At 69.1% G+C, this 18,507-nt stretch carries 21 protein-coding genes and 1 pseudogene; 8 read left to right on the plus strand and 14 right to left on the minus strand.

The genetic code is table 11. The features are described from left to right. Positions 1-9: 9 nt before the first annotated feature. Positions 10-429, minus strand: a complete 420-nt coding sequence (locus ACYQPG_RS24100; protein WP_461231906.1) for a type II toxin-antitoxin system RelE/ParE family toxin — start codon at positions 427-429, stop codon at positions 10-12. 241 nt (positions 430-670) lie between these two features. Between ACYQPG_RS24100 and ACYQPG_RS24105 the strand changes: the two genes are divergently transcribed. Continuing rightward, positions 671-1,135: a DUF2147 domain-containing protein gene (locus tag ACYQPG_RS24105; protein ID WP_461231907.1), complete on the plus strand. Its 465-nt coding sequence runs from the start codon at positions 671-673 to the stop codon at positions 1,133-1,135. 3 nt (positions 1,136-1,138) lie between these two features. Here ACYQPG_RS24105 and ACYQPG_RS24110 read toward each other — a convergent pair whose 3' ends face one another. Beyond that, entirely contained in the window at positions 1,139-1,774 is a 636-nt protein-coding gene (locus tag ACYQPG_RS24110) for a glutathione S-transferase family protein (protein WP_147906577.1), read from the minus strand. 235 nt (positions 1,775-2,009) lie between these two features. Here ACYQPG_RS24110 and ACYQPG_RS24115 point away from each other — a divergent pair, with 235 nt between their 5' ends. The 5 genes and pseudogenes from ACYQPG_RS24115 to ACYQPG_RS24135 form a co-directional block, all read left to right on the plus strand. After that, a complete protein-coding gene (locus ACYQPG_RS24115) occupies positions 2,010-2,342 on the plus strand; it encodes a hypothetical protein (RefSeq protein WP_147937882.1) in 333 nt (110 codons plus the stop codon). Between the two features lie 209 nt (positions 2,343-2,551). Then, positions 2,552-4,588: an FUSC family protein gene (locus ACYQPG_RS24120; RefSeq protein ID WP_461231908.1), complete on the plus strand. Its 2,037-nt coding sequence runs from the start codon at positions 2,552-2,554 to the stop codon at positions 4,586-4,588. A 24-nt stretch (positions 4,589-4,612) separates the two neighbouring features. After that, positions 4,613-4,807: a DUF1656 domain-containing protein gene (locus ACYQPG_RS24125; protein ID WP_147906574.1), complete on the plus strand. Its 195-nt coding sequence runs from the start codon at positions 4,613-4,615 to the stop codon at positions 4,805-4,807. Further along, complete coding sequence (locus ACYQPG_RS24130; protein WP_147906573.1) at positions 4,807-5,862, plus strand: biotin/lipoyl-binding protein; 1,056 nt, start codon at positions 4,807-4,809, stop codon at positions 5,860-5,862. The genes ACYQPG_RS24125 and ACYQPG_RS24130 overlap by 1 nt, the downstream gene beginning before the upstream one ends. Before the next feature lie 360 nt (positions 5,863-6,222). Beyond that, positions 6,223-6,411, plus strand: a pseudogene (locus ACYQPG_RS24135) (DUF2380 domain-containing protein); the annotation flags it as partial. A 667-nt stretch (positions 6,412-7,078) separates the two neighbouring features. On the opposite strand, the gene gatB reads toward ACYQPG_RS24135, so the two are convergent. The 5 genes from gatB to ACYQPG_RS24160 form a co-directional block, all read right to left on the minus strand. Continuing rightward, on the minus strand, positions 7,079-8,551 hold the full coding sequence (gene gatB, locus ACYQPG_RS24140) for an Asp-tRNA(Asn)/Glu-tRNA(Gln) amidotransferase subunit GatB (RefSeq protein ID WP_147906572.1): 1,473 nt from the start codon (positions 8,549-8,551) through the stop codon (positions 7,079-7,081). 210 nt (positions 8,552-8,761) lie between these two features. Then, a complete protein-coding gene (locus tag ACYQPG_RS24145) occupies positions 8,762-9,061 on the minus strand; it encodes a hypothetical protein (RefSeq protein ID WP_147906571.1) in 300 nt (99 codons plus the stop codon). Then, positions 9,058-10,536, minus strand: a complete 1,479-nt coding sequence (gene gatA / locus ACYQPG_RS24150) for an Asp-tRNA(Asn)/Glu-tRNA(Gln) amidotransferase subunit GatA (protein WP_246692391.1) — start codon at positions 10,534-10,536, stop codon at positions 9,058-9,060. Before gatA ends, ACYQPG_RS24145 begins: the two co-directional genes overlap by 4 nt. Before the next feature lie 72 nt (positions 10,537-10,608). Continuing rightward, positions 10,609-10,896, minus strand: a complete 288-nt coding sequence (gene gatC / locus ACYQPG_RS24155) for an Asp-tRNA(Asn)/Glu-tRNA(Gln) amidotransferase subunit GatC (RefSeq protein ID WP_147906569.1) — start codon at positions 10,894-10,896, stop codon at positions 10,609-10,611. Between the two features lie 229 nt (positions 10,897-11,125). Then, positions 11,126-11,320, minus strand: a complete 195-nt coding sequence (locus ACYQPG_RS24160; protein WP_147906568.1) for a hypothetical protein — start codon at positions 11,318-11,320, stop codon at positions 11,126-11,128. Between the two features lie 117 nt (positions 11,321-11,437). On the opposite strand from ACYQPG_RS24160, the gene ACYQPG_RS24165 reads away from it, so the two are divergent. Next, complete coding sequence (locus ACYQPG_RS24165; RefSeq protein ID WP_419830418.1) at positions 11,438-12,004, plus strand: SMI1/KNR4 family protein; 567 nt, start codon at positions 11,438-11,440, stop codon at positions 12,002-12,004. A gap of 103 nt (positions 12,005-12,107) precedes the next feature. After that, on the plus strand, positions 12,108-12,602 hold the full coding sequence (gene ruvX / locus ACYQPG_RS24170) for a Holliday junction resolvase RuvX (protein WP_147906566.1): 495 nt from the start codon (positions 12,108-12,110) through the stop codon (positions 12,600-12,602). Here ruvX and dprA read toward each other — a convergent pair. From dprA to hisH, 7 genes are read right to left on the minus strand one after another with little or no spacing between them, the layout of a single operon-like run. Continuing rightward, on the minus strand, positions 12,592-13,794 hold the full coding sequence (gene dprA / locus ACYQPG_RS24175) for a DNA-processing protein DprA (protein WP_461231909.1): 1,203 nt from the start codon (positions 13,792-13,794) through the stop codon (positions 12,592-12,594). The genes ruvX and dprA overlap by 11 nt on opposite strands. Positions 13,795-13,834: 40 nt before the next feature. Beyond that, a complete protein-coding gene (gene plsY, locus ACYQPG_RS24180) occupies positions 13,835-14,440 on the minus strand; it encodes a glycerol-3-phosphate 1-O-acyltransferase PlsY (RefSeq protein WP_147906564.1) in 606 nt (201 codons plus the stop codon). Continuing rightward, positions 14,437-15,741: a dihydroorotase gene (locus ACYQPG_RS24185; RefSeq protein ID WP_419830420.1), complete on the minus strand. Its 1,305-nt coding sequence runs from the start codon at positions 15,739-15,741 to the stop codon at positions 14,437-14,439. The genes plsY and ACYQPG_RS24185 overlap by 4 nt, the downstream gene beginning before the upstream one ends. Beyond that, positions 15,738-16,541, minus strand: a complete 804-nt coding sequence (hisF, locus tag ACYQPG_RS24190; RefSeq protein ID WP_419830421.1) for an imidazole glycerol phosphate synthase subunit HisF — start codon at positions 16,539-16,541, stop codon at positions 15,738-15,740. Before hisF ends, ACYQPG_RS24185 begins: the two co-directional genes overlap by 4 nt. Before the next feature lie 18 nt (positions 16,542-16,559). Continuing rightward, on the minus strand, positions 16,560-17,018 hold the full coding sequence (locus ACYQPG_RS24195; protein ID WP_419830422.1) for a DUF29 domain-containing protein: 459 nt from the start codon (positions 17,016-17,018) through the stop codon (positions 16,560-16,562). A 40-nt stretch (positions 17,019-17,058) separates the two neighbouring features. Further along, complete coding sequence (gene hisA, locus ACYQPG_RS24200; protein WP_147906560.1) at positions 17,059-17,802, minus strand: 1-(5-phosphoribosyl)-5-[(5-phosphoribosylamino)methylideneamino]imidazole-4-carboxamide isomerase; 744 nt, start codon at positions 17,800-17,802, stop codon at positions 17,059-17,061. Positions 17,803-17,839: 37 nt separating this feature from the next. Next, positions 17,840-18,499: an imidazole glycerol phosphate synthase subunit HisH gene (gene hisH, locus ACYQPG_RS24205; RefSeq protein WP_147906559.1), complete on the minus strand. Its 660-nt coding sequence runs from the start codon at positions 18,497-18,499 to the stop codon at positions 17,840-17,842. Between the last annotated feature and the right edge of the window lie 8 nt (positions 18,500-18,507).

Consider the following 18,507-nt stretch of genomic DNA (forward strand, 5'->3'; position numbering starts at 1 on the left):
AGCCCTCCGTCATCGCTTCGGCGTCCTTCTGCTGCTGCGTTGCGAACGGGTATGCGCGGCCGATTGTGTGGTCCGGGACGAAACCAAATTCGCTTGATGCCGCGTGAAACGCGCAGCCGCCGTCGCGATCATTTGCTTGTAGACAAGCGCCGAAGATCGACCGCCCTTAGATGCGGCTGCGAGCACGATCGCCCAGCGCGTCACATCGAATGCGTAGGCCACGCGCCATTCGACCTTGTTCACGGTCGGACGCAGTTCTTTCATGTTCGCGTGCTTCGAGCCTTTGAGGGTGTCGGCCATGGGACGGCCCAGCTGCGGGCCTTCGCTGGCTAGGCCCAAGGCATAAGCCGCGATCGTTTTTCGGGCTTCAGCATCGAACGCGGCGAACTCCGCGCGAAAATCCACGTCGAAAGCGACCGTCCACGTCATTGCCGGGCCGTCCGACCTGATTATAACTCATGAGTTATATCGTCAAGGGCGTGCGTTAGCGAGTCCTGCGCTGGCGTTGAGTGTCGCACGCGAGGCGGCTTTGCCAACAGGTGAAACAAACTGAGCCGTGGCTCCGCCGCAACACCGCCGAAAAATCGCCTGATTGCGGCGGCTCACTCGGCCCAAGCCGATTTCGTCCGCCCCTCAGGCGCCTTCGGTGCCCAAAATTCGGAGACGAACCATGCGCCTCGCCCTCTCTGCCACCCTCCTGCTCGCCGGACTCTCGGCCGCCGCCGCCGATACCGGGAAGGATCCGTCCGGCACGTGGCTCACCGGCGATGGCCGCGCCAAGATCCGCATCGACCGCTGCGGCCTCGGCCAGAAGCTCGTCTGCGGCAAGGTGGTCTGGCTCAAGGCACCCACCGCCGAGAACGGCGCCGCCAAGACCGACGTGAAGAACCCCGATCCGAAAAAGCGCAGCCGTCCGGTGATCGGCCTGCAGCTCATCGACGGCCTTAAGCCCGACGAGGAGAAGTTCACCGGCGAACTCTACAACATTGAAGAGGGCAAGGTTTATACCGTCAGCCTGGAGCGCGAGAGCGAGGCCGAGCTCAGCGTCTCGGGCTGCATGCTCAAGGTGCTCTGCGGCTCGCAGACCTGGACGCGGGTTCCGGACGTGAACCAGCAGGCCGCCAACAAGAACTGAGGCTTAGATCGCCGCGAGGCCGCGCTGGACGGCCGGCCTCGCCAGCACGGAGTCCAGCCAGCGCGCCACGTTCGGCAGGGCGGCGATCTCGACGCCCTGCTTGAAGTTGAGCTTGGCCCAGGTCACCGTCGCGATGTCGGCGATGGAATAGTCGCCCGCGAGGTAGTCCCGACCCTCGAGCCGGCGCTCCAGCACCCCGTAGAGGCGGTTGGCTTCGGCGGTGAAGCGCTCGATGGCGTACGGCACCTTCTCGGACGCGTAGATCTTGAAGTGGTGCGTCTGCCCGAGCATCGGGCCGAACCCGGCCACCTGCCAGAACAGCCACTCGTCCACGGCCACCCGGGCGCGCTCGTCCGTCGGGTAGAACTGGCCGGTCTTGCGACCGAGATACTGCAGGATTGCTCCCGATTCGAACACCGTGATCGGCTGCCCGCCCGGCCCGTCCGGGTCGACGATGGCCGGGATCTTGTTGTTCGGTGAGATCGCCAGGAAGTCGGGCGTGAATTGCTCGTTCTTGCCGATGTTGACCGGAACCACGCGGTAGGGCAGCCCGCACTCCTCGAGCATCACCGGAATCTTCCAGCCGTTCGGCGTGCTCCAGGTATGGACGTCGATCGGCCGCCCGGACACCGCTGCCATCTTGATCTGCTCCTCGACCGATCACACGGCGGCGCGGCGTTCCCCCGCCGATCTCGGACACTGCCGGCAGTGAAGACGATTTCCCGGCCGCGCTCAAGGGCGTCGATTGCGACGGGCTCACGTTTCCGAGAGCGCGCACCTGTCTTGTTGGCGAAAGCTGCCGCGCCCTTGTCCGAAGCGTGGCCGTCCGGCGAGATTGCCCCCCGGAATCATTGTGATCCCGGGGGGAGTCTCGATGTTCGATCGTCGTGTGCGGATTGCGGTGCTGATAGCGCCGCTCTTTTTGGTCCAGCCGCTTCTGGCGAAGGAGGCGCCGGCTCCGACCGCGAGCGAGGCCCCCGCGGGCAAGGAGCCGGCCACCCGGGAGCCGGCCGCCAAGGAGCCGGCCGCCAAGGAGCCCTCCACGAAGGCGCCGAGCGCCGGGCAGAGCGCGGCTCGCGAACGGCAGAAGACGTGCGGCGCCCAGTGGCGCGCCCTCTCCGACGCTCAGAAGACCACTCAAGGGCCGAAATGGCCGCAATACTGGAGCAGCTGCAACAAGCGGCTGAAAGGCGGCGACAAAGCTTGACAGCAACGCGAACCGCCGCACCTCTCGTTCGTTGCTGGTTTGAACGGGAGCGTGGGTGGAATTCGGTGCTGACATGACGGATCGGCAGGCACTCCGGCCGTCTGCGGCATACCCGGCAGCCGATCGGTGCGCGTGGTCGATGCCGTCGTGCCGGCGTTCCTCCCGGTATAGGTATCGCCCCTGCGCAAGCACGCCGGACCCGGTGCAGCATGGCTGAGGTCTCGGCCCATGCCGGCTCGCCCCGGCAGGCGGCGATCGGCGACCGACTGATCGGCTTCCTCGATGCCTGGGTGCCCAAGCCCGCGGCCTGGGCGTTCGCCCTGCGGATCTGGATCGCCATGATGCTGGCCCTGGCTGCCGCGTTCTGGCTCCAACTCGACAGCGCCTCGTCGGCGGCCACCTGCGTGGCGATCCTCGCGCAGCCGAAGCGCGGGCAGGCGATCTCCAAGGGCGTCTACCGCCTGCTGGGCACGCTGATCGGCGCCGCCGTATCGATCCTGTTCATGGCGCTATTCGGCCAGGACCGGGTCCTGCTGCTGCTCTCGTTCACGGTCTGGCTCGGGCTGTGCGTGTTCACCGCGCAGTACCTCCAGGACACGCGCGCCTACGGGGCGATGCTGTCGGGCTACACGGTGGCGATCGTCGCCCTCGGCCAGATCGACGAGCCGCAAGGCACCTTCGATGCCGCGGTCTCCCGCGTCGCCGTGATCGTGCTGGGCATCATCGTCATCACCTTCATCAACGACGCCCTTGCCTCGCCGAGTACCTGGCGGACGCTGCTGCCGCAGTTGCGCAAGGCCTGGGACGACACGCGCGCCTACGCCCGCGAGACCCTGTCGGACGGCGATCTGGGTGCATCGCGGACCGCCGCGCTGATCCGCACCATCGCGCCGATGCGGGCCGATGCCAGCGCCATCGCGGGCGAGCTCGACGACGGACCCTGGCGGGCCGCGGGCGCGCGCAGCTGCATCGCGGCGCTCTACGTCCTGGCGGCTGCGGTCCGCGCGGTCGCTGCGGCCTCCGCCTGCTTGCGCACGCGGAGCCCTGCGGTGGAGGAGGCGCTCGCGATCTGCCGCCGCGTCGCCGAGGATCCCGACCCCGAGACGCTCCAGCGGGACGACGCCCGACTGCGGGATCTGGTGGACGCCGCGATCCGCCACGGCAAAAGGCCCCTCGACGAGGTCGTGGTCCTGCAGCGTGCCCTCGACGTCGCCTGCGCGGCCACCTTCGCGCAGGACGGGATCCAGGCGGTGGCCGACGGCCATCGGCCCTTGCGCGACGCCAGGCTGCCGACGCACCGGGATTTCCCGGTGGCCCTGCGCGGGGCCCTGCGGGTGGCGATCGGCTTTGCCATCACGGCCGCCGCCTTCGTGGCACTCGGGCTCCCGCAGGCATCCTTCGCGCTGGTCCAGGTGGCGTCCACCGCGGCGCTCTCGTCAGTAACGCCCGATCCCAAGAAGTTCGCCAACGGCGTGGTCATCGGGATGACGCTGGCGGCGATGTTCGCGGGCATCGCGCGGTTCGTGTTCCTCGACGGCGTCCAGGGCTTCCCGATGCTCGCCATCGTGATGGCGCCGGTGATCTTCCTCGGCTGCTTCCTGTCGTTGAATCCGAAGACTTTCGGAATCGGCTTCATCGTGATCGTGTTCTTCCCCGTACTGCTGGGCCCGTCCAACCCGCAGAGCTACGACGCCCAAAGCTTCCTGCTGAACGCGTTTCTGGTCGTGATCGCCGCCATCGTCCTGTCGATCGTGGTCCGCCTGCTCCTGCCGGTCACGCCGGAGCGTCAGCGGGTCTACGCCCTCGATTCGGCCCAGCGGTCGCTGGCCGACGCCCTGGTCGGCGAAGGCGGGGACGCGACCACCCGCACGAGCCTCAACGCGGACAGGCTGTTCCAATTCGCCGGCTACAGTTCAGGCAGCGGGGCGGTGCGCCGGGCGAGCCTGTCGCACGCCTTCGCGCTGGCCCGGCTCGAAGCCTCGGCCGCGCGGGCCCATGCGGAGCTGCGGCGGCTCTGGTCGGTCGAGCCGTTGCGGGCCGCGATCCAGCGGGCCAGGGCCGGCCTTGCCACCGGCGACGACAGGGCGCTGGAGAGCGCCGCACGGGACCTGATCCGGGCAGCCTCCCAGGAGGACCGGGTTCTGCGGTTGACGACGGCGCGGGCCGCCAGTGACCTGGTGACCGCGGCCCGAACCATCGCGCGCCATCGACGCGTCCTGCGGCGCCTCGATATCGCATTGTTCTAACTTAGGGTTTGGCGCGAAACCGACATGTATGAGGATATCCATATCGGTGGGGTCCTGGTCTCCTCGTTCGTCGCGTATGCGCTTGCGGCCTTCGTGATCCTCCTCGGCCTGCGTTGGGTCTTTGCCCGGATCCGGTTCAGCCGCTACGTCGCCAACGCGCCGCTCGCCGAGGCCGGCATCTACGTCTGCGTCCTCGCCCTCCTGATCGCGTTCATCTGATGCCTGCCACCACCGCCGACGAGGACGATCCCAGAGCCGCTCACCGCGAGGAGGCGCCGCGCCCGGCCGATCCGCCGCCCCTCACCGCGCGGCGGGGCCGCGCCGGGAAGGTCCTACGGCTGGCCGCCACGGGCGTGATCCTGCTCGTCGCCTTCGCGGCCGCCTGGTTCGTCTGGGAGTTCTATGTGGCGGCGCCGTGGACCCGCGACGGCCGGGTCCGCGTGCAGGTTGCCAACGTCGCCCCGCAGGTCTCCGGGCAGATCGTGGCGCTGCGCGTGCAGGACAACCAGCTCGTCCGGAAGGGCGACCTGCTCTACGTGATCGATCCGATCGATTTCGAGGTCAACGTCACCTCGGCCGATGCCGAGGTGAAGAACCGCGAGGCCGACCTCCAAGTGAAGAATGCGCAATCCGCGCGGCGCCAGGCGCTCACCACCGTGTCGACGTCGGTCGAGGAGAAGCAGCAATACGCCGGCACCGCCAAGATCGCCGAGGCGGCGCTGGAGAGCGCGCAGGCGCAGCTGCGGCAGGCCAAGGTCAACCTCGAACGGACCCAGGTGAAATCCACGGTGAACGGCCGCGTCACCAACCTGCTGATGCGGGTCGGCGATTACGCCCGCACGGGCACCTCGAACATCAGCATCGTGGATACGGACTCGTTTTGGATCGACGGTTATTTCGAGGAGACCAAGATGGCCAACATCCATGTCGGCGATGCGGCCGACGTGAAGCTGATGGGCTACGATCCGCATCTCACGGGGACGGTCGAGAGCATCACGCTTGGTATCTCGACGGCGAACGCGGCGGCGAGCACCCAGGGTCTGCCGGACGTGAACCCGGTCTATACCTGGGTGCGCCTCGCCCAGCGCGTCCCGGTCCGCGTCCGCATCGACCGCAAGCCCGCCGACGTGCCGCTGGTGGCCGGCATGACCGCGACCGTGGTGGTGGGTGATGGCCGCGCGCCGATGCCGACATGGTTCATGGACCTGCGCAACCGGGTCTCGGGCCTGATCTCCGGCCCGTCCGGCCCGCAGGTCGAAGCCGATCGACGCTGATCCCGGACCTCGACAGGGTTGGTCCTGAAGGGGCCGAAATGCGCGCCGATCAGGAGGCGCCCTCGTTGCGGACCGTATTCAGCGCGGCAGGCCTGCTGTGTGCGGCGGGCCGAGCCGTCGCGGCCCGCGAGACGGCCGCGGTGTTCGACGTCCAAATCTCCAACTTCTCCCCCGTGCCGGGCGACGAGGCCAACCGGGCGCGGCTCGAACGCACCAGCGACCAACTGCGCGACCTGCTCCGGAAGATGGGTCTGTCCGTGGTCGCGCCGACCGACCCGGTGAAAGACGAGGTCGCCTGGAGCGCAAGACCTACGCCGCTGCAGCGGCTGCGTCGGTGTCTTCGCCCGCAAGCTCGGCGCCGCCATCGCGATCACCGGGGAGGTCGAGAAGGTTTCGAACCGGATCTTGAACCTGAATGTCTATGTCGAGCCGGTTTCCGGAAACGCTTCGGAGAGCGCCTATAGCGTCGACCTGCGCGGCGACACGGACGAGTTCTTCGAGCGCGGCATCGGGTTTCTGGTTGAGGACGACAGGGGTGCCGGCCAGTGAAATGCGGTCGATCCAGACGGGCACGAGACAAACTTTTGCGGTGCCGAGCCCCGGCCCGTAAGTCTTTGATTCGGCTGTCCCGCGCCGCGAAGGATGCGGGGGGGGTTCTTGGAAAATCGAGCCTGGCCGGAAATCGGGTGTTGACGGGCATCTGAAGGCGGCGCAATCTTCGGATGTGTTCAGCGATAGTGAACACAAACCGGAGAGATGGCCGGCACGTCGGGGATGTGTTGGTCCAGATCAGCTTCCGGAAGCTGGAGGAGACAGGGATGACTCCACCGCAGCGTGACGCCGCCTAGACGGCTTCGGGACAGGTTCGGCCCGGAATCCAGCGGCATCAGACGAACAACCGGACGGAGGCGGCCTCAGGGGCGCAGAAGCGGCCAAGCGATGGCTCGTCTTCGAATGCGCGAAAGGCCCCACATCGCGCCGCTTCCGCCGCGGTTCCCATCAGGTCCCGATCGGCTCTCCACCGCCCGGCATCGCCGCGGCGGTCACACCACTTGGCGCGATGAACGCCGCCCGCGATGGCCGGACGAAGTATCCGCGCCCGAGATGACGGCGCCGACCGGGCTCGAACTTCTCGCGCCGACATCCCTGGCTGGTGACAGGAACCGGCAAGGCGGACGTCGCATCACCAAGCGGCGCGCGCTTTGCCGATCTCCCTTCAGGCGATGCCGAGCTTGTCCTTCAGCAGGGCGTTAACCGCCGCCGGGTTCGCCTTGCCGCCGGTGGCCTTCATGGTCTGGCCGACGAACCAGCCAAGCAGGGTCGGCTTTTCCTTGGCCTGGGCGACCTTGTCGGGATTGGCCGCGATGATCTGGTCGATCGCCGCCTCGATGGCGCCGGTGTCGGTGACCTGCTTCATGCCGCGGCTCTCGACGACGGCGCGCGGGTCGCCGCCCTCGGTCCAGACGATCTCGAACAGGTCCTTGGCGATCTTGCCGGAGATGACGCCCTCGCCGATCAGGTCGACAATCGCCCCGAGCTGGTCGGCCGAGACCGGCGTGGCGTCGATCGAGAGCCCCTCCTTGTTGAGGCGGCCGAAAAGCTCGTTGATCACCCAGTTGGCCGCGGCCTTGCCGTCGCGACCCTTGGCGACCGCCTCGTAATAGTCGGCCGAGGCGCGCTCGGCCACGAGCACGCCGGCATCGTAGGGGGATAGGCCGTAATCCTTCACGAACCGCGCCTTCTTGGCGTCCGGCAACTCCGGCAGGCCGGACGCCAGCGCGTCGACATAGGCTTGGTCGAACTCGAGCGGCAGCAGGTCGGGATCGGGGAAGTAGCGGTAATCATGCGCTTCTTCCTTGGAGCGCATCGAGCGGGTCTCACCCTTGCCCGGATCGAACAGGCGGGTCTCCTGGTCGATCTTGCCGCCGTCTTCCAGGATCGCGATCTGGCGCCGGGCCTCGATCTCGATCGCCTGGCCGATGAAGCGGATCGAGTTGACGTTCTTGATCTCGCAGCGCGTGCCCAGCGGCTCACCCGGGCGGCGTACCGAGACGTTCACGTCGGCGCGCAGCGAGCCCTTCTCCATGTCGCCGTCGCAGGTGCCGAGGTAGCGCAGGATCGTGCGCAGCTTGGTCACGTAGGCCTTGGCTTCCTCAGACGAGCGCAGGTCCGGCCGGGAGACGATCTCCATCAGCGCCACGCCCGAGCGGTTGAGGTCGACGAAGCTGCGCAGCGGATCCTGATCGTGCAGCGACTTGCCGGCATCCTGCTCCAGGTGCAGCCGCTCGATGCCGACCGTGATCGACGTGCCGTCGGCCATGTCGACCAGCACCTCGCCCTCGCCGACGATTGGGTCCTTGTACTGCGAGATCTGGTAGCCCTGCGGGAGATCCGGGTAGAAGTAGTTCTTCCGGTCGAACACCGAGCGCAGGTTGATCTGCGCCTTCAGGCCGAGACCGGTCCGCACCGCCTGGGCGACGCATTCGGCGTTGATCACCGGCAGCATGCCGGGCATCGCGGCATCCACCAACGAGACGTGGTCGTTCGGCTCGGCCCCGAACTCGGTCGAGGCGCCGGAGAACAGCTTCGCCTGGCTGGAGACCTGGGCATGGATCTCCATGCCGACGATCACCTCCCAGTCGTGCAGGCCGCCCTTGATCAGTTTCTTGGGGTCGACAGGTGCGTTCATGGTGGTCCGGGCCAGGATGTGATGCGGTCTCCGCACGATCCGATTCACGACCGCATCCTGAGGTGCTGCGCAGCGGCCTCGTGGGCTCGTTCGCGGCCCCCTTGGTAGGCGCGCGTGCGCGGTCACCTCAGGATGCGGTCGCGGATGGGATCGCGCGGTGTGCCGCTGTCCTACTCTCGAGAAGCACTTACGGGCCGCTTCGCGGAAGAATCAAGCGCGCCGGGCGATCGTCCGCCGGGCGCCATAGGCGAGCATGGCCCAGAGCAGGGCGGCGATCGTCCGTACCGGGAAGAAGGTCGGCCCGTCATGGGTGATCGGCGCCGGCCACGGGATCCCAGCCGCGCTCACCGCCCAGGAGAACAGGACCGAGAATCCGAGCGCCGCGATCGCCGCAATGAAGACCTTGCCGAACTGGCTGGCGGTCCAGCCGAGATAGACCGCCACCACGATCAGCGCCGGATCGAACGCGGCCCAGATCCAGACCGTCCAGGGATAGAAGGGGACTGTCATGCCCACCAAGGCTCGGGCAGGGTCGTCCGGCCGGCGGCTTGCTCGATCACCTGGGCGACCGCGAACAGCGTCTCCTCGTCGAAGGGACGGCCGATCAGCTGAAGGCCGAGGGGCAGGCCCTGGCCGTCGATGCCGGCCGGGACGGCGATGCCTGGCAGCCCCGCCATGTTCACCGTCACGGTGAACACGTCGTTGAGGTACATCTCCACCGGGTCGGCCGACGCCTTCTCGCCGATCCCGAAGGCCGAGGACGGCGTTGCCGGGGTCAGGATCGCGTCGATCCCGGCCGCGTAAGCCTCCTCGAAGTCGCGCTTGATCAGGGTGCGGATCTTCTGGGCGCGGACGTAATAGGCATCGTAGTAGCCGGCCGAGAGCACGTAGGTGCCGATCATGATCCGGCGCTTGACCTCGCGGCCGAAGCCGGCGGCGCGGGTGTTCTCGTACATCCCGGCGATGTCCTTGCCGGGTACGCGCAGGCCGTAGCGGACGCCGTCGTAGCGCGCGAGGTTCGAGGACGCCTCGGCCGGGGCGACGATGTAATAGGCCGGCAGCGCCGAGGAGGTGTGCGGCAGGGAAATCTCCCTGATCGTCGCGCCGGCATCCTTCAGCCAGGCTGCGCCGTCGTCCCAGAGCTTCTGGATCTCGGGCGGCATGCCGTCGACCCGGTACTCCTTGGGGATGCCGATGGTCAGGCCCTTCACGCCGCGGCTGACCGCGGCCTCGAAGTCCGGTACCGGGAGGTCGACGCAGGTGGTGTCGCGCGCATCCGGACCGGCCATCGAGCCGAGCAGGATCGCGCAGTCCCGCACCGTGCGCGCGATCGGGCCGGCCTGGTCGAGGGAGGACGCGAAGGCCACCGTACCCCAGCGCGAGCAGCGGCCGTAGGTCGGCTTGATCCCGACCGTGCCCGTGAAGGCGGCGGGCTGGCGGATCGAGCCGCCGGTATCGGTAGCGGTGGCGCCCAGGCACAGCCGCGCCGCCACGGCGGCGGCCGAACCGCCGGAGGACCCGCCCGGCACCAGCTGCGCCTCGGAGCCCTTGCGCCGCCAGGGCGAAACCACGTTGCCATAGGCGCTGGTCTCGTTGGATGAGCCCATGGCGAATTCGTCGAGGTTCAGCTTGCCCAGCATCACGGCGCCGTCGCGCCAGAGGTTTGCCGAAACAGCCGATTCGTAGTGCGGCACGAAGGTTTCGAGGATCTTGGAGCCCGCGGTCGTGGTGACGCCCTCGGTGCAGAACAGGTCCTTGATCCCGAGCGGGATGCCTTCGAGCGGGCGCGCCGCACCGGCCGCGAACTTCTGGTCCGCGGCATCCGCCATCGCGAGAGCGCGGTCCGGCGTCTCCAGGATGTAGGCGTTCAGGGCGCGGGCCTTGGCCATCGCGTCGAGATGGGCCTGGGTCAGCTCGCGGGCCGAGATCCGCTTCGCCTTGAGGGCGTCGCGCGCCTCGGCCAGGGTGAGTTCGTTCGGATCCACGCTGTTCCCGTCCTCGCGCGCCACGGCGCGCATGCCGCCAGAATGTTAGCTTCGCCGAAGCCTGGATGCAGCCTACTCGACGACCTTCGGAACCAGGAAGTAATTGTCTTCGGTCTCGGGGGCGTTGGCGACCACGTCCGCGGCGCGGCCACCCTCGGTGACCACGTCCTCGCGCTTCTTCATTGCCATCGGGGTGACCGAGGTCATCGGCTCGACGCCGCTCACGTCGATGGCGCCGAGCTGCTCGACGAAGGCCAGGATGGCGTTCAGCTCACCCTGCAGCGGACCGACCTCGTCGTCGGTGACCGCGATCCGCGCCAGATGCGCGATGCGCCGAACCGTCTTCTCGTCGACCGACATGCCGTCCCGTTCGTCCCTGCCCGGGAGGCATCCCCGGCGCCGGCCGCGCTATAGCACTGCGGTTCGACACGCCGCAACGCGGGCGTTAAAGCCGGCCCGCCCCTCAGGATGGCGGGCGAGAGGCGCGCCGAACGCCTCTTTCCGGACGGTAGCGGCTGGATTTCGGAAAAAGACGATGCGGACCAACGATCTAGCGCATCGTGCCGGTTCCGCTGCCCAGCGCGATGCGCTAGGTCACCACGTGGTTCGGCGTGACCGACATCTCGATGGTGATGCCGGCCGGGCGCACGGGCCGGAAGACCGATTGCGAGGCGCCGAAGACCAGGACTTCGAAGGCCAGGACCAACATCCAGCAGTGCTTGCGGGTCACGGATCGTTTGCGGCTGGGCTGGGCCGGAGTGCAGGGCTGGCCGATCGTCGTCATGGCGATACCCGGAGTGTGGATTAACGAAGTCTTAACCTACCTATTCGCGAACGGCGCCGGGCGCATCCGGGTCGATCTACGGAGAGCGTTAACGCTGTGGACGGTGGAGTGGCTGTGATGTGGGAGTCTGTGTTCACGAGCCTGGCGGCGGGGTTCACGGCGCAGGGGGCCGACCTCGACCGTACCGCGGCGGAGCTGGGCTTCCCCCTGCCCGCCTCCTACCGCAGCTTCTGCGAGACCTGCGGCATCGGCCTGGCGGGCGGGCAGTTCCGGATCGCCGTGCCGTCGCCGTACGAGGCCAGCGATCTGGCCACCCAGGCCGGGGTGATCGCCATCAGCGTCGGCAACGCCGTGGCGATGCTGGAGGATGGCGGGGAACCGCACCGCTTCGATGTCGAGGACGGCGACCCGGCGGTGATCGAGCGCGCGTGCTTCTTCGGCGCCGGCGAGGACGGCAGCTTCCTGTTCTGGGACGTCTCCGGCACCGGAGAGGAATACGACATCTGGCTGCTCGCGCCCGACCTCGAGACGGTGCGGTTCGGCGGCGAGAGCCTGGCCGACTTCTTCACCCGGGTGACCGGACCCTCCGCCGCCCTGGTCCTGGGCCCCGGGGCGGCGTCGCTCCCCGCCGGGTTCGAGGGGATCTCGGAGGCCACGCTGGCGCGTGGCGCCGGGGTCGCTTAGAGCATCGCCAAGGGTCGGAATCCTGAATGATGCTCTCAGTTTTTATGCGGCATCGTCCCGAAAGCCGGCGACCACCGTTCGGGACGATGCATCAGGCGGAGCTATGAACTTCGACGAGATCCGCACCTTCGCGGCCGCATCGCGCGGTGGCGCGCGCCTGATCGGGGTCGATCTCGGGACCAAGACGATCGGGCTCGCCCTGTCGGATCTCGGCCGCCAGATCGCGAGCCCGCTCGAGACGATCCGCCGGGTGAAGTTCACCCCGGACGCGCAGCGCCTGGCCGCCTTGTGCCGGCAGCACGCGGTCGGCGGCCTGGTGATGGGGCTGCCCCTGAACATGGACGGCAGCGAGGGGCCGCGGGTGCAATCGACCCGCGCGTTCATCCGCAACCTCAGGCCGATCATCGACATCCCGCACGTCTTCTTCGACGAACGCCTGTCCACGGCCGTGGTGACCCGGGCGTTGATCGAGGCGGATGCCTCCCGGGCCCGGCGCGGCCAGCTCGTGGACAAGCTCGCCGCCGCCTACATCCTGCAGGGCTGCCTCGACGTGATGCGCAACCTCGCGGATTCCGACGCAGACGCACTCAACGACTGAGGAGCGAGACCGCACCGCTGTCGTGCCGCTCGATCCGGCCGTCGAGCTCCAGCTCCAGCAGCACCGTCTGCACCACCCGGGCGCCGACCCCGGCGCTGCGCGCGAGCTCGTCGGTCCCAACCGGGCACGGCCCCAGCAGGGCGATGATTCTCTGGCGGTCGTCTGTAGGCTCCTCCGGTTCGACCGCCGGCGCGTCGGGACCGGCGGCCATCCTGGTGCTGTCGTTGAGCAGGTCCGCCCGCCGATCCAGATCGATCTCGTCCCAGAAATCCGGTTGCTCGGCGAAGTCCGGCCGGTCCCGTGCGGGGGCTGCATCGGGATCTGGGCCGCGATCGATGATCGGGCCGATCACGGCGAGGACGTGGTCGATGTCGGCCACCAGGGTCGCGCCCTGGCGGATCAGGTCGTTGGTGCCCTCCGCCCGCAGGTCGAGCGGGGAGCCCGGGACGGCGAACACTTCGCGGTTCTGCTCCAGGGCGTAGCGCGCCGTGATCAGCGAGCCGGAGCGGCGCGCCGCCTCCACCACGATCGTGCCGTAGGCCAAGCCCGAGATGATGCGGTTGCGCCGTGGGAAGTCGCGGCCGCGCGCGTCCCAGCCGATCGGCATCTCGGCCAGCACCGCACCGCCCTCCCCCAGGATCGCGTCGACCAGGGCCGCGTGGCTGGCGGGGTAGATCCGGTCCTGCCCGCCGGCCATCACTGCGACGGTGCCGGTGTGCAGGCTGGCCTTGTGGGCGCGGGCGTCGATCCCCCGGGCGAGCCCCGAGACCACTGCGAGACGGGATTCGCCGAGGCCCCGGGCCAGCCGCTCCGTGAAGGCGAGCCCCGCGGTCGAGGCATTGCGCGACCCCACGATGGCGATGGCGGGCCGCGCCAGGATCCTGGGGTCGCCACGCAGCGCGATGAGCGGCGGGGCCGCGTCGGTAACCTGAAGCAGGCGCGGAAAGTCCGGTTCACCGGTGGCGAGCAGCCGACCCCCGAGGCGTGCCAGCGCGGCGACCTCGTCCTCGGCCTGCATCCGGCTCGGCGGCTCGATGCGTTTCCCCTGGCGCCCGGTCAGCGAAGGCAGGGCTTCGAGGGCTGCGGCGGCGCCGCCGAACCGGTTGATCAGCGAGCGGAAGCTGCGGGGGCCTACGCCCTCGGTCCGGATCAGCCGCAGCCAGTCGAGGCGCTGGGCGTCGCTGAGCTGCATGGCGCCCCCTCCTCGGGATCACGCCGTCGCCCGTGACGGCTCAGCCCTTCTGGCCGATACGCCCCTCTGAGCCGGCCGCGAGTCGGCGGATGTTGGGTGCGTGCTTCCACCATAGCAGCAGGCCGAGCAGCAGGAACAGCACAGCTTGCGTCGGCGCGCCGAGCGCCCACAGCACGAGCGGCGTCGCCGCGGAGGCGGCCAGGGCCGCCAGCGACGAGTATTTCAGCGCGAAGGCCAGGCCGAGCCAGATCGCCGCGAAGGCCGCCAGAGCCGGCGGGCTGAAGGCCAGCAGCACGCCGATGAAGGTCGCCACCCCCTTGCCGCCCTTGAAGCCGAGCCAGACCGGAAAGAGATGGCCCAGGAAGGCTCCGAGCCCGGCGGCGAGCGCCGGTCCCTCGCCGAACTGCCGGGCGATCAGCACCGCGGCGGTTCCTTTCAGGGCATCGCCCAGCAGGGTCGCGGCGGCGAGACCCTTCCGGCCGGTGCGAAGCACGTTGGTCGCGCCGATATTGCCTGAACCGATCGCCCGGACGTCGCCGAGGCCGGCGAAGCGCGTCAGGATCAGCCCGAACGGGATCGCCCCCAGGGCATAACCCAGGGCGAGGCCGCCGAGGACGGCCGGCGTCGCGAGGTCCGGGAAAATCATGCCGCCGCCGCCAGATCGTCGAGGGCGTGTACCGTCCGGCCTCCGACCAGCGTCAGCACCGCGGCGCCCTGGAGGCGCGCCTCATCGAACGGCGAGTTCTTCGAGCGCGACTTGAGCCGCCGCTTGTCGAGCACGTAGGGCAGATCGGGGTCGATCAGCACGAGGTCGGCGGGCGCACCGACCGCCAGCCGGCCGGCCTCGCGGCCGAGGATCCGGGCCGGGTTGACGGTGAGCGCCGCCACGAGCTTGGCGAGCGCGAGGTCGCCGGTATGGACCAGCCGCAGGGACGCGCCGAGCAGGGTCTCGATCCCCAGCGCCCCGTCGGCCGCCTCCGCGAAGGGCAGGCGCTTGGTCTCCACATCCTGCGGGTTGTGATCGGAGACGACGACGTCGATCACGCCCTCGTTCAGGGCCTGCACCATGGCGTGCCGGTCGGCCTCGTCGCGGAGCGGCGGCGAGAGCCGGCAGAAGGTGCGGTAATGGCCGATGTCGTTCTCGTTCAGAACGAGGTTGTTGACCGAGACCCCGCAGGTCACCGGCAGCCCGTCCTGCTTGGCCCGGCGCACGATCTCGACCGAATCGGCGGTCGAGATCATGGCCGCGTGGTAGCGGGCGCCGGTCAGCCGGACGAGGCGGATGTCGCGCTCCAGCATCACCGTTTCAGCCTCCCGGGGAATGCCCATCAGCCCAAGGCGCGAGGCGAGTTCGCCCTCGTTCATGACGCCCTCGGCGACCAGGTCGGCATCCTCGACATGCTGCATGAGGAGGGCATCGAAATCCCGGGCGTAGGTCAGCGCACGACGCATCACCTGGGCGTTGCCGACCGCATGCAGGCCATCGGTGAATGCCACCGCGCCCGCTTCCTGGAGCAGGCCGAACTCGGTCATCTCCTTGCCGGCCAGGCCCTTGGTGATCGCGGCCGCGGGCAGGACGTTGACGCACGCGGTGTCACGGGCGCGGCGGAGCACGAAGTCCACGATCGCCGGGCCATCGATCACCGGGTTGGTGTCGGGCATGCAGACCAGGGTGGTGACGCCGCCCGCCGCCGCGGCGGCGCTGGCCGAGGCCAGGGTCTCGCGGTGTTCGGCCCCGGGCTCGCCCACGAAGGCGCGCATGTCGATCAGGCCCGGGGTGAGAACACGCCCACGGCAATCGATCCGCGTGGCCTCCGCCGGAACTCCGGGGGCGGCCCCCTCGGCGATGTCGGCGATCCGGCCGTCGCGCACCAGAACGGCCCCCCGCGTCTCGCGGCCCGTCGCCGGGTCGAGGAGGGTCGCGTTGGCCAGAAGAATGCTGCTCACAGGGGCGCTCTCGCTGAGGATGCCGGGCCGTCGAGACGCATGGCGAGGCCGGCCGCCGCCATATGGGCCTTGGCCTCGGCCACGCTGGCCTGCCCGAAATGAAAGATCGAGGCGGCCAGCACGGCGCTGGCGCCGCCCTGGGCCACGCCGGCCACGAGGTCGTCCAGACCGCCGACCCCGCCCGAGGCGATCACCGGGACGGTCACGGCGTCGCTGATCGCCCGCGTCAGCGCGAGGTCGTAGCCGGAGCGCGTGCCGTCCTTGTCCATCGAAGTGACCAGCAGCTCGCCTGCGCCCTTCCCGGCGACGAGGCGGGCGAACGCCACCGCGTCGATGCCGGTCGGATCGCGGCCGCCATGGGTGAAGATCTCCCAGCGGGCGGCTTCGCCGGGGCCGGAGACCCGCTTGGCGTCGATCGCCACCACGATGCACTGCGCGCCGAATTTCTCAGCCGCGCGGGCGACGAGGTTCGGGTCCTTCACGGCGGCGGTGTTGATCGCGACCTTGTCGGCACCGGCCAGGAGCAGCCCGCGCACGTCTTCGACCGCGCGGACGCCGCCGCCGACCGTGAGGGGCATGAAGCAGGCCTCGGCGGTCCGGCTGACGATGTCGAGCAGCGTCCCGCGGGCCTCGCGGCTGGCGGTGATGTCGAGGAAGCACAGCTCGTCGGCACCGGCCGCGTCGTAGACCTTGGCCGCCTCCACCGGGTCGCCGGCGTCGCGCAGGCCCTCGAAGCGGACGCCCTTCACGACGCGCCCGTCCTTCACGTCGAGGCAGGGGATGATGCGGGTCTTGAGCACGAGCCCTCGGCGGTCCGATCAGGTTTCGGGATCGATCGCGAACGGCCGATCCATGATGTCCTGATACGTGTAGGGGCAGGCTTCTGGGAAGTGCCTCAAGGCGAGACCTGTCGTGTCCGCGGCTTCAAGGCGGGGGCATCGATAAGCCCGCCCGACAGCATCGCCCAGCCGGTTCTTGAGACTTGGGCTGTCACGAAGTTCGTCGGAGACGTGGTTCCGGTGCCTTGCGATATCGATTGCATCGCGTCGGCTATGCGCGCTTGAGCCGTCGTCGACCGTGAGCATGGTCGCGAGTACCCCCCGCAAGGCGCCCATCAAGCCGGCGAATTGAATCCGGCCTAAGCACTCTATCTCCTGAGCGAGAGTCTCCCCGTCGAGCCCCGTTACGGCGCCTGCACGCAGGAGAGCGCGCCGATCCTGCGTCCAGGCGTAGAAGTCGTCTTGGTAGGCCGTTCCGACTGGTGCGCGGTGGGCCATGACAACTTCTTGGGTCGATGGGCGTCGATCGTCAAACCTATCACGCCGCCGGGCCGCGTGCCTGCGCGATCGCCGCAAGAGCGGCCTGCGGGTCGATGCGGCCGTCGTAGAGGGCCCGGCCGGTGATGGCGCCGGCGATAAGGGCGCAATCGGGCTGGAGCAGGCGGTGCACGTCGTCGATCGAGGCGAGGCCGCCGGAGGCGATCACCGGGATCCGCACGGCCTGTGCCAGCGCCAGGGTCATCTCGACGTTGAGGCCCTTGAGGATCCCGTCGCGGGCGATGTCGGTGTAGATGATCGCCGCGACGCCGGCATCTTCGAACCGGCGGCCGAGCTCCTCGGCGGTCATGCTGGAGGTCTGTGCCCAGCCCTCGACCGCCACCCGGCCGTCCTTGGCGTCGATGCCCACCGCGATCTTGCCGGGATGCAGGCGCGCCGCCTCCCGGACGAATGCGGGGTCGCGCACGGCGGCGGTGCCGATGATCACCCGGGCTACGCCCTTCGCAAGCCAGCCCTCGAGCGTCTTCATCTCGCGGATCCCGCCGCCGAGCTGCACCGGGATGCCGACCCGGGCCAGGATCGCATCGACCGCGGCGGCGTTGCGCGGCGCGCCCGCGAAGGCGCCGTCGAGATCGACCACGTGCAGCCAGGGAAAGCCCTGGTCCTCGAAGGTCGCGGCCTGCGCGGCCGGATCGTCACCGAAGATCTTGGCCTGCGCCATATCCCCCTGGATGAGGCGGACGCAGCGCCCTTCCTTCAGGTCGATCGCCGGGTACAGGATCACGGGTGGTCGTTTCCTTCTGGCCGAAGCCGGAGCCCGCTCAGGGGCGCCAGTTCAAAAAGTTCGCGATGAGAGCCAGGCCGAGGCGCTGGCTCTTCTCGGGGTGGAATTGCGTTCCGGCGATGTTGCCGCGGGCGACCATGGCGGTGACCGGCCCACCGTACTCGGCCTGCGCGACCACGTCCTCCGGGTGCGCGGCGGCGAGCGCGAAGCTGTGCACGAAGTAGGCGTGCAGGCCGTCTTCTCCGGTGGGGATGCCGGCGAGCAGCGCGTGGTCGCGAGCCGCCAGCAGGGTGTTCCAGCCCATATGGGGGATCTTGAGCGCCGGATCGGACGGGCGGATCGGCGCGACGTCGCCCGGGATCCAGCCGAGACCCGGCGTGGTCTCGTATTCGAGACCGCGGGTCGCGAGCAACTGCATGCCGACGCAGATCCCCAGGAACGGCCGGCCGGCGACCTGCGCCACCTCGGTCATTGCCTCGACCATGCCGGGGACGGCATCGAGCCCGCGCCGGCAATCCGCGTAGGCGCCGACGCCCGGCAGGACGACGCGGTCGGCGGCTGCCACCACGGCCGGGTCGGAGGTCAGGCGGATCCGGGCGTCGCGCCCACTCTCGCGCGCAGCGCGCTCGAACGCCTTGGCGGCCGAATGGAGGTTGCCCGACCCGTAATCGATGATCGCGACCGTCTCGGTACTCATGCGGGTCT

Source organism: Methylobacterium sp. CM6246, from assembly GCF_054818005.1.

Bases quoted from the DNA above. Each gene is read 5' to 3' on its own strand.
- dprA (WP_461231909.1), bottom strand. From the start codon at position 13,794: ATGCAGCTCAGCGACGCCCAGCGCCTCGACTGGCTGCGGCTGATCCGG.
- ACYQPG_RS24110 (WP_147906577.1), bottom strand. From the start codon at position 1,774: ATGGCAGCGGTGTCCGGGCGGCCGATCGACGTCCATACCTGGAGCACG.
- plsY (WP_147906564.1), bottom strand. From the start codon at position 14,440: ATGATTTTCCCGGACCTCGCGACGCCGGCCGTCCTCGGCGGCCTCGCC.
- gatB (WP_147906572.1), bottom strand. From the start codon at position 8,551: ATGAACGCACCTGTCGACCCCAAGAAACTGATCAAGGGCGGCCTGCAC.
- ACYQPG_RS24115 (WP_147937882.1), top strand. From the start codon at position 2,010: ATGTTCGATCGTCGTGTGCGGATTGCGGTGCTGATAGCGCCGCTCTTT.
- hisH (WP_147906559.1), bottom strand. From the start codon at position 18,499: ATGAGTACCGAGACGGTCGCGATCATCGATTACGGGTCGGGCAACCTC.
- gatC (WP_147906569.1), bottom strand. From the start codon at position 10,896: ATGTCGGTCGACGAGAAGACGGTTCGGCGCATCGCGCATCTGGCGCGG.
- ACYQPG_RS24105 (WP_461231907.1), top strand. From the start codon at position 671: ATGCGCCTCGCCCTCTCTGCCACCCTCCTGCTCGCCGGACTCTCGGCC.
- ACYQPG_RS24125 (WP_147906574.1), top strand. From the start codon at position 4,613: ATGTATGAGGATATCCATATCGGTGGGGTCCTGGTCTCCTCGTTCGTC.
- ruvX (WP_147906566.1), top strand. From the start codon at position 12,108: ATGAACTTCGACGAGATCCGCACCTTCGCGGCCGCATCGCGCGGTGGC.
- ACYQPG_RS24145 (WP_147906571.1), bottom strand. From the start codon at position 9,061: ATGACAGTCCCCTTCTATCCCTGGACGGTCTGGATCTGGGCCGCGTTC.
- ACYQPG_RS24160 (WP_147906568.1), bottom strand. From the start codon at position 11,320: ATGACGACGATCGGCCAGCCCTGCACTCCGGCCCAGCCCAGCCGCAAA.
- ACYQPG_RS24130 (WP_147906573.1), top strand. From the start codon at position 4,807: ATGCCTGCCACCACCGCCGACGAGGACGATCCCAGAGCCGCTCACCGC.
- ACYQPG_RS24120 (WP_461231908.1), top strand. From the start codon at position 2,552: ATGGCTGAGGTCTCGGCCCATGCCGGCTCGCCCCGGCAGGCGGCGATC.
- ACYQPG_RS24195 (WP_419830422.1), bottom strand. From the start codon at position 17,018: ATGGCCCACCGCGCACCAGTCGGAACGGCCTACCAAGACGACTTCTAC.
- ACYQPG_RS24165 (WP_419830418.1), top strand. From the start codon at position 11,438: ATGTGGGAGTCTGTGTTCACGAGCCTGGCGGCGGGGTTCACGGCGCAG.
- ACYQPG_RS24100 (WP_461231906.1), bottom strand. From the start codon at position 429: ATGACGTGGACGGTCGCTTTCGACGTGGATTTTCGCGCGGAGTTCGCC.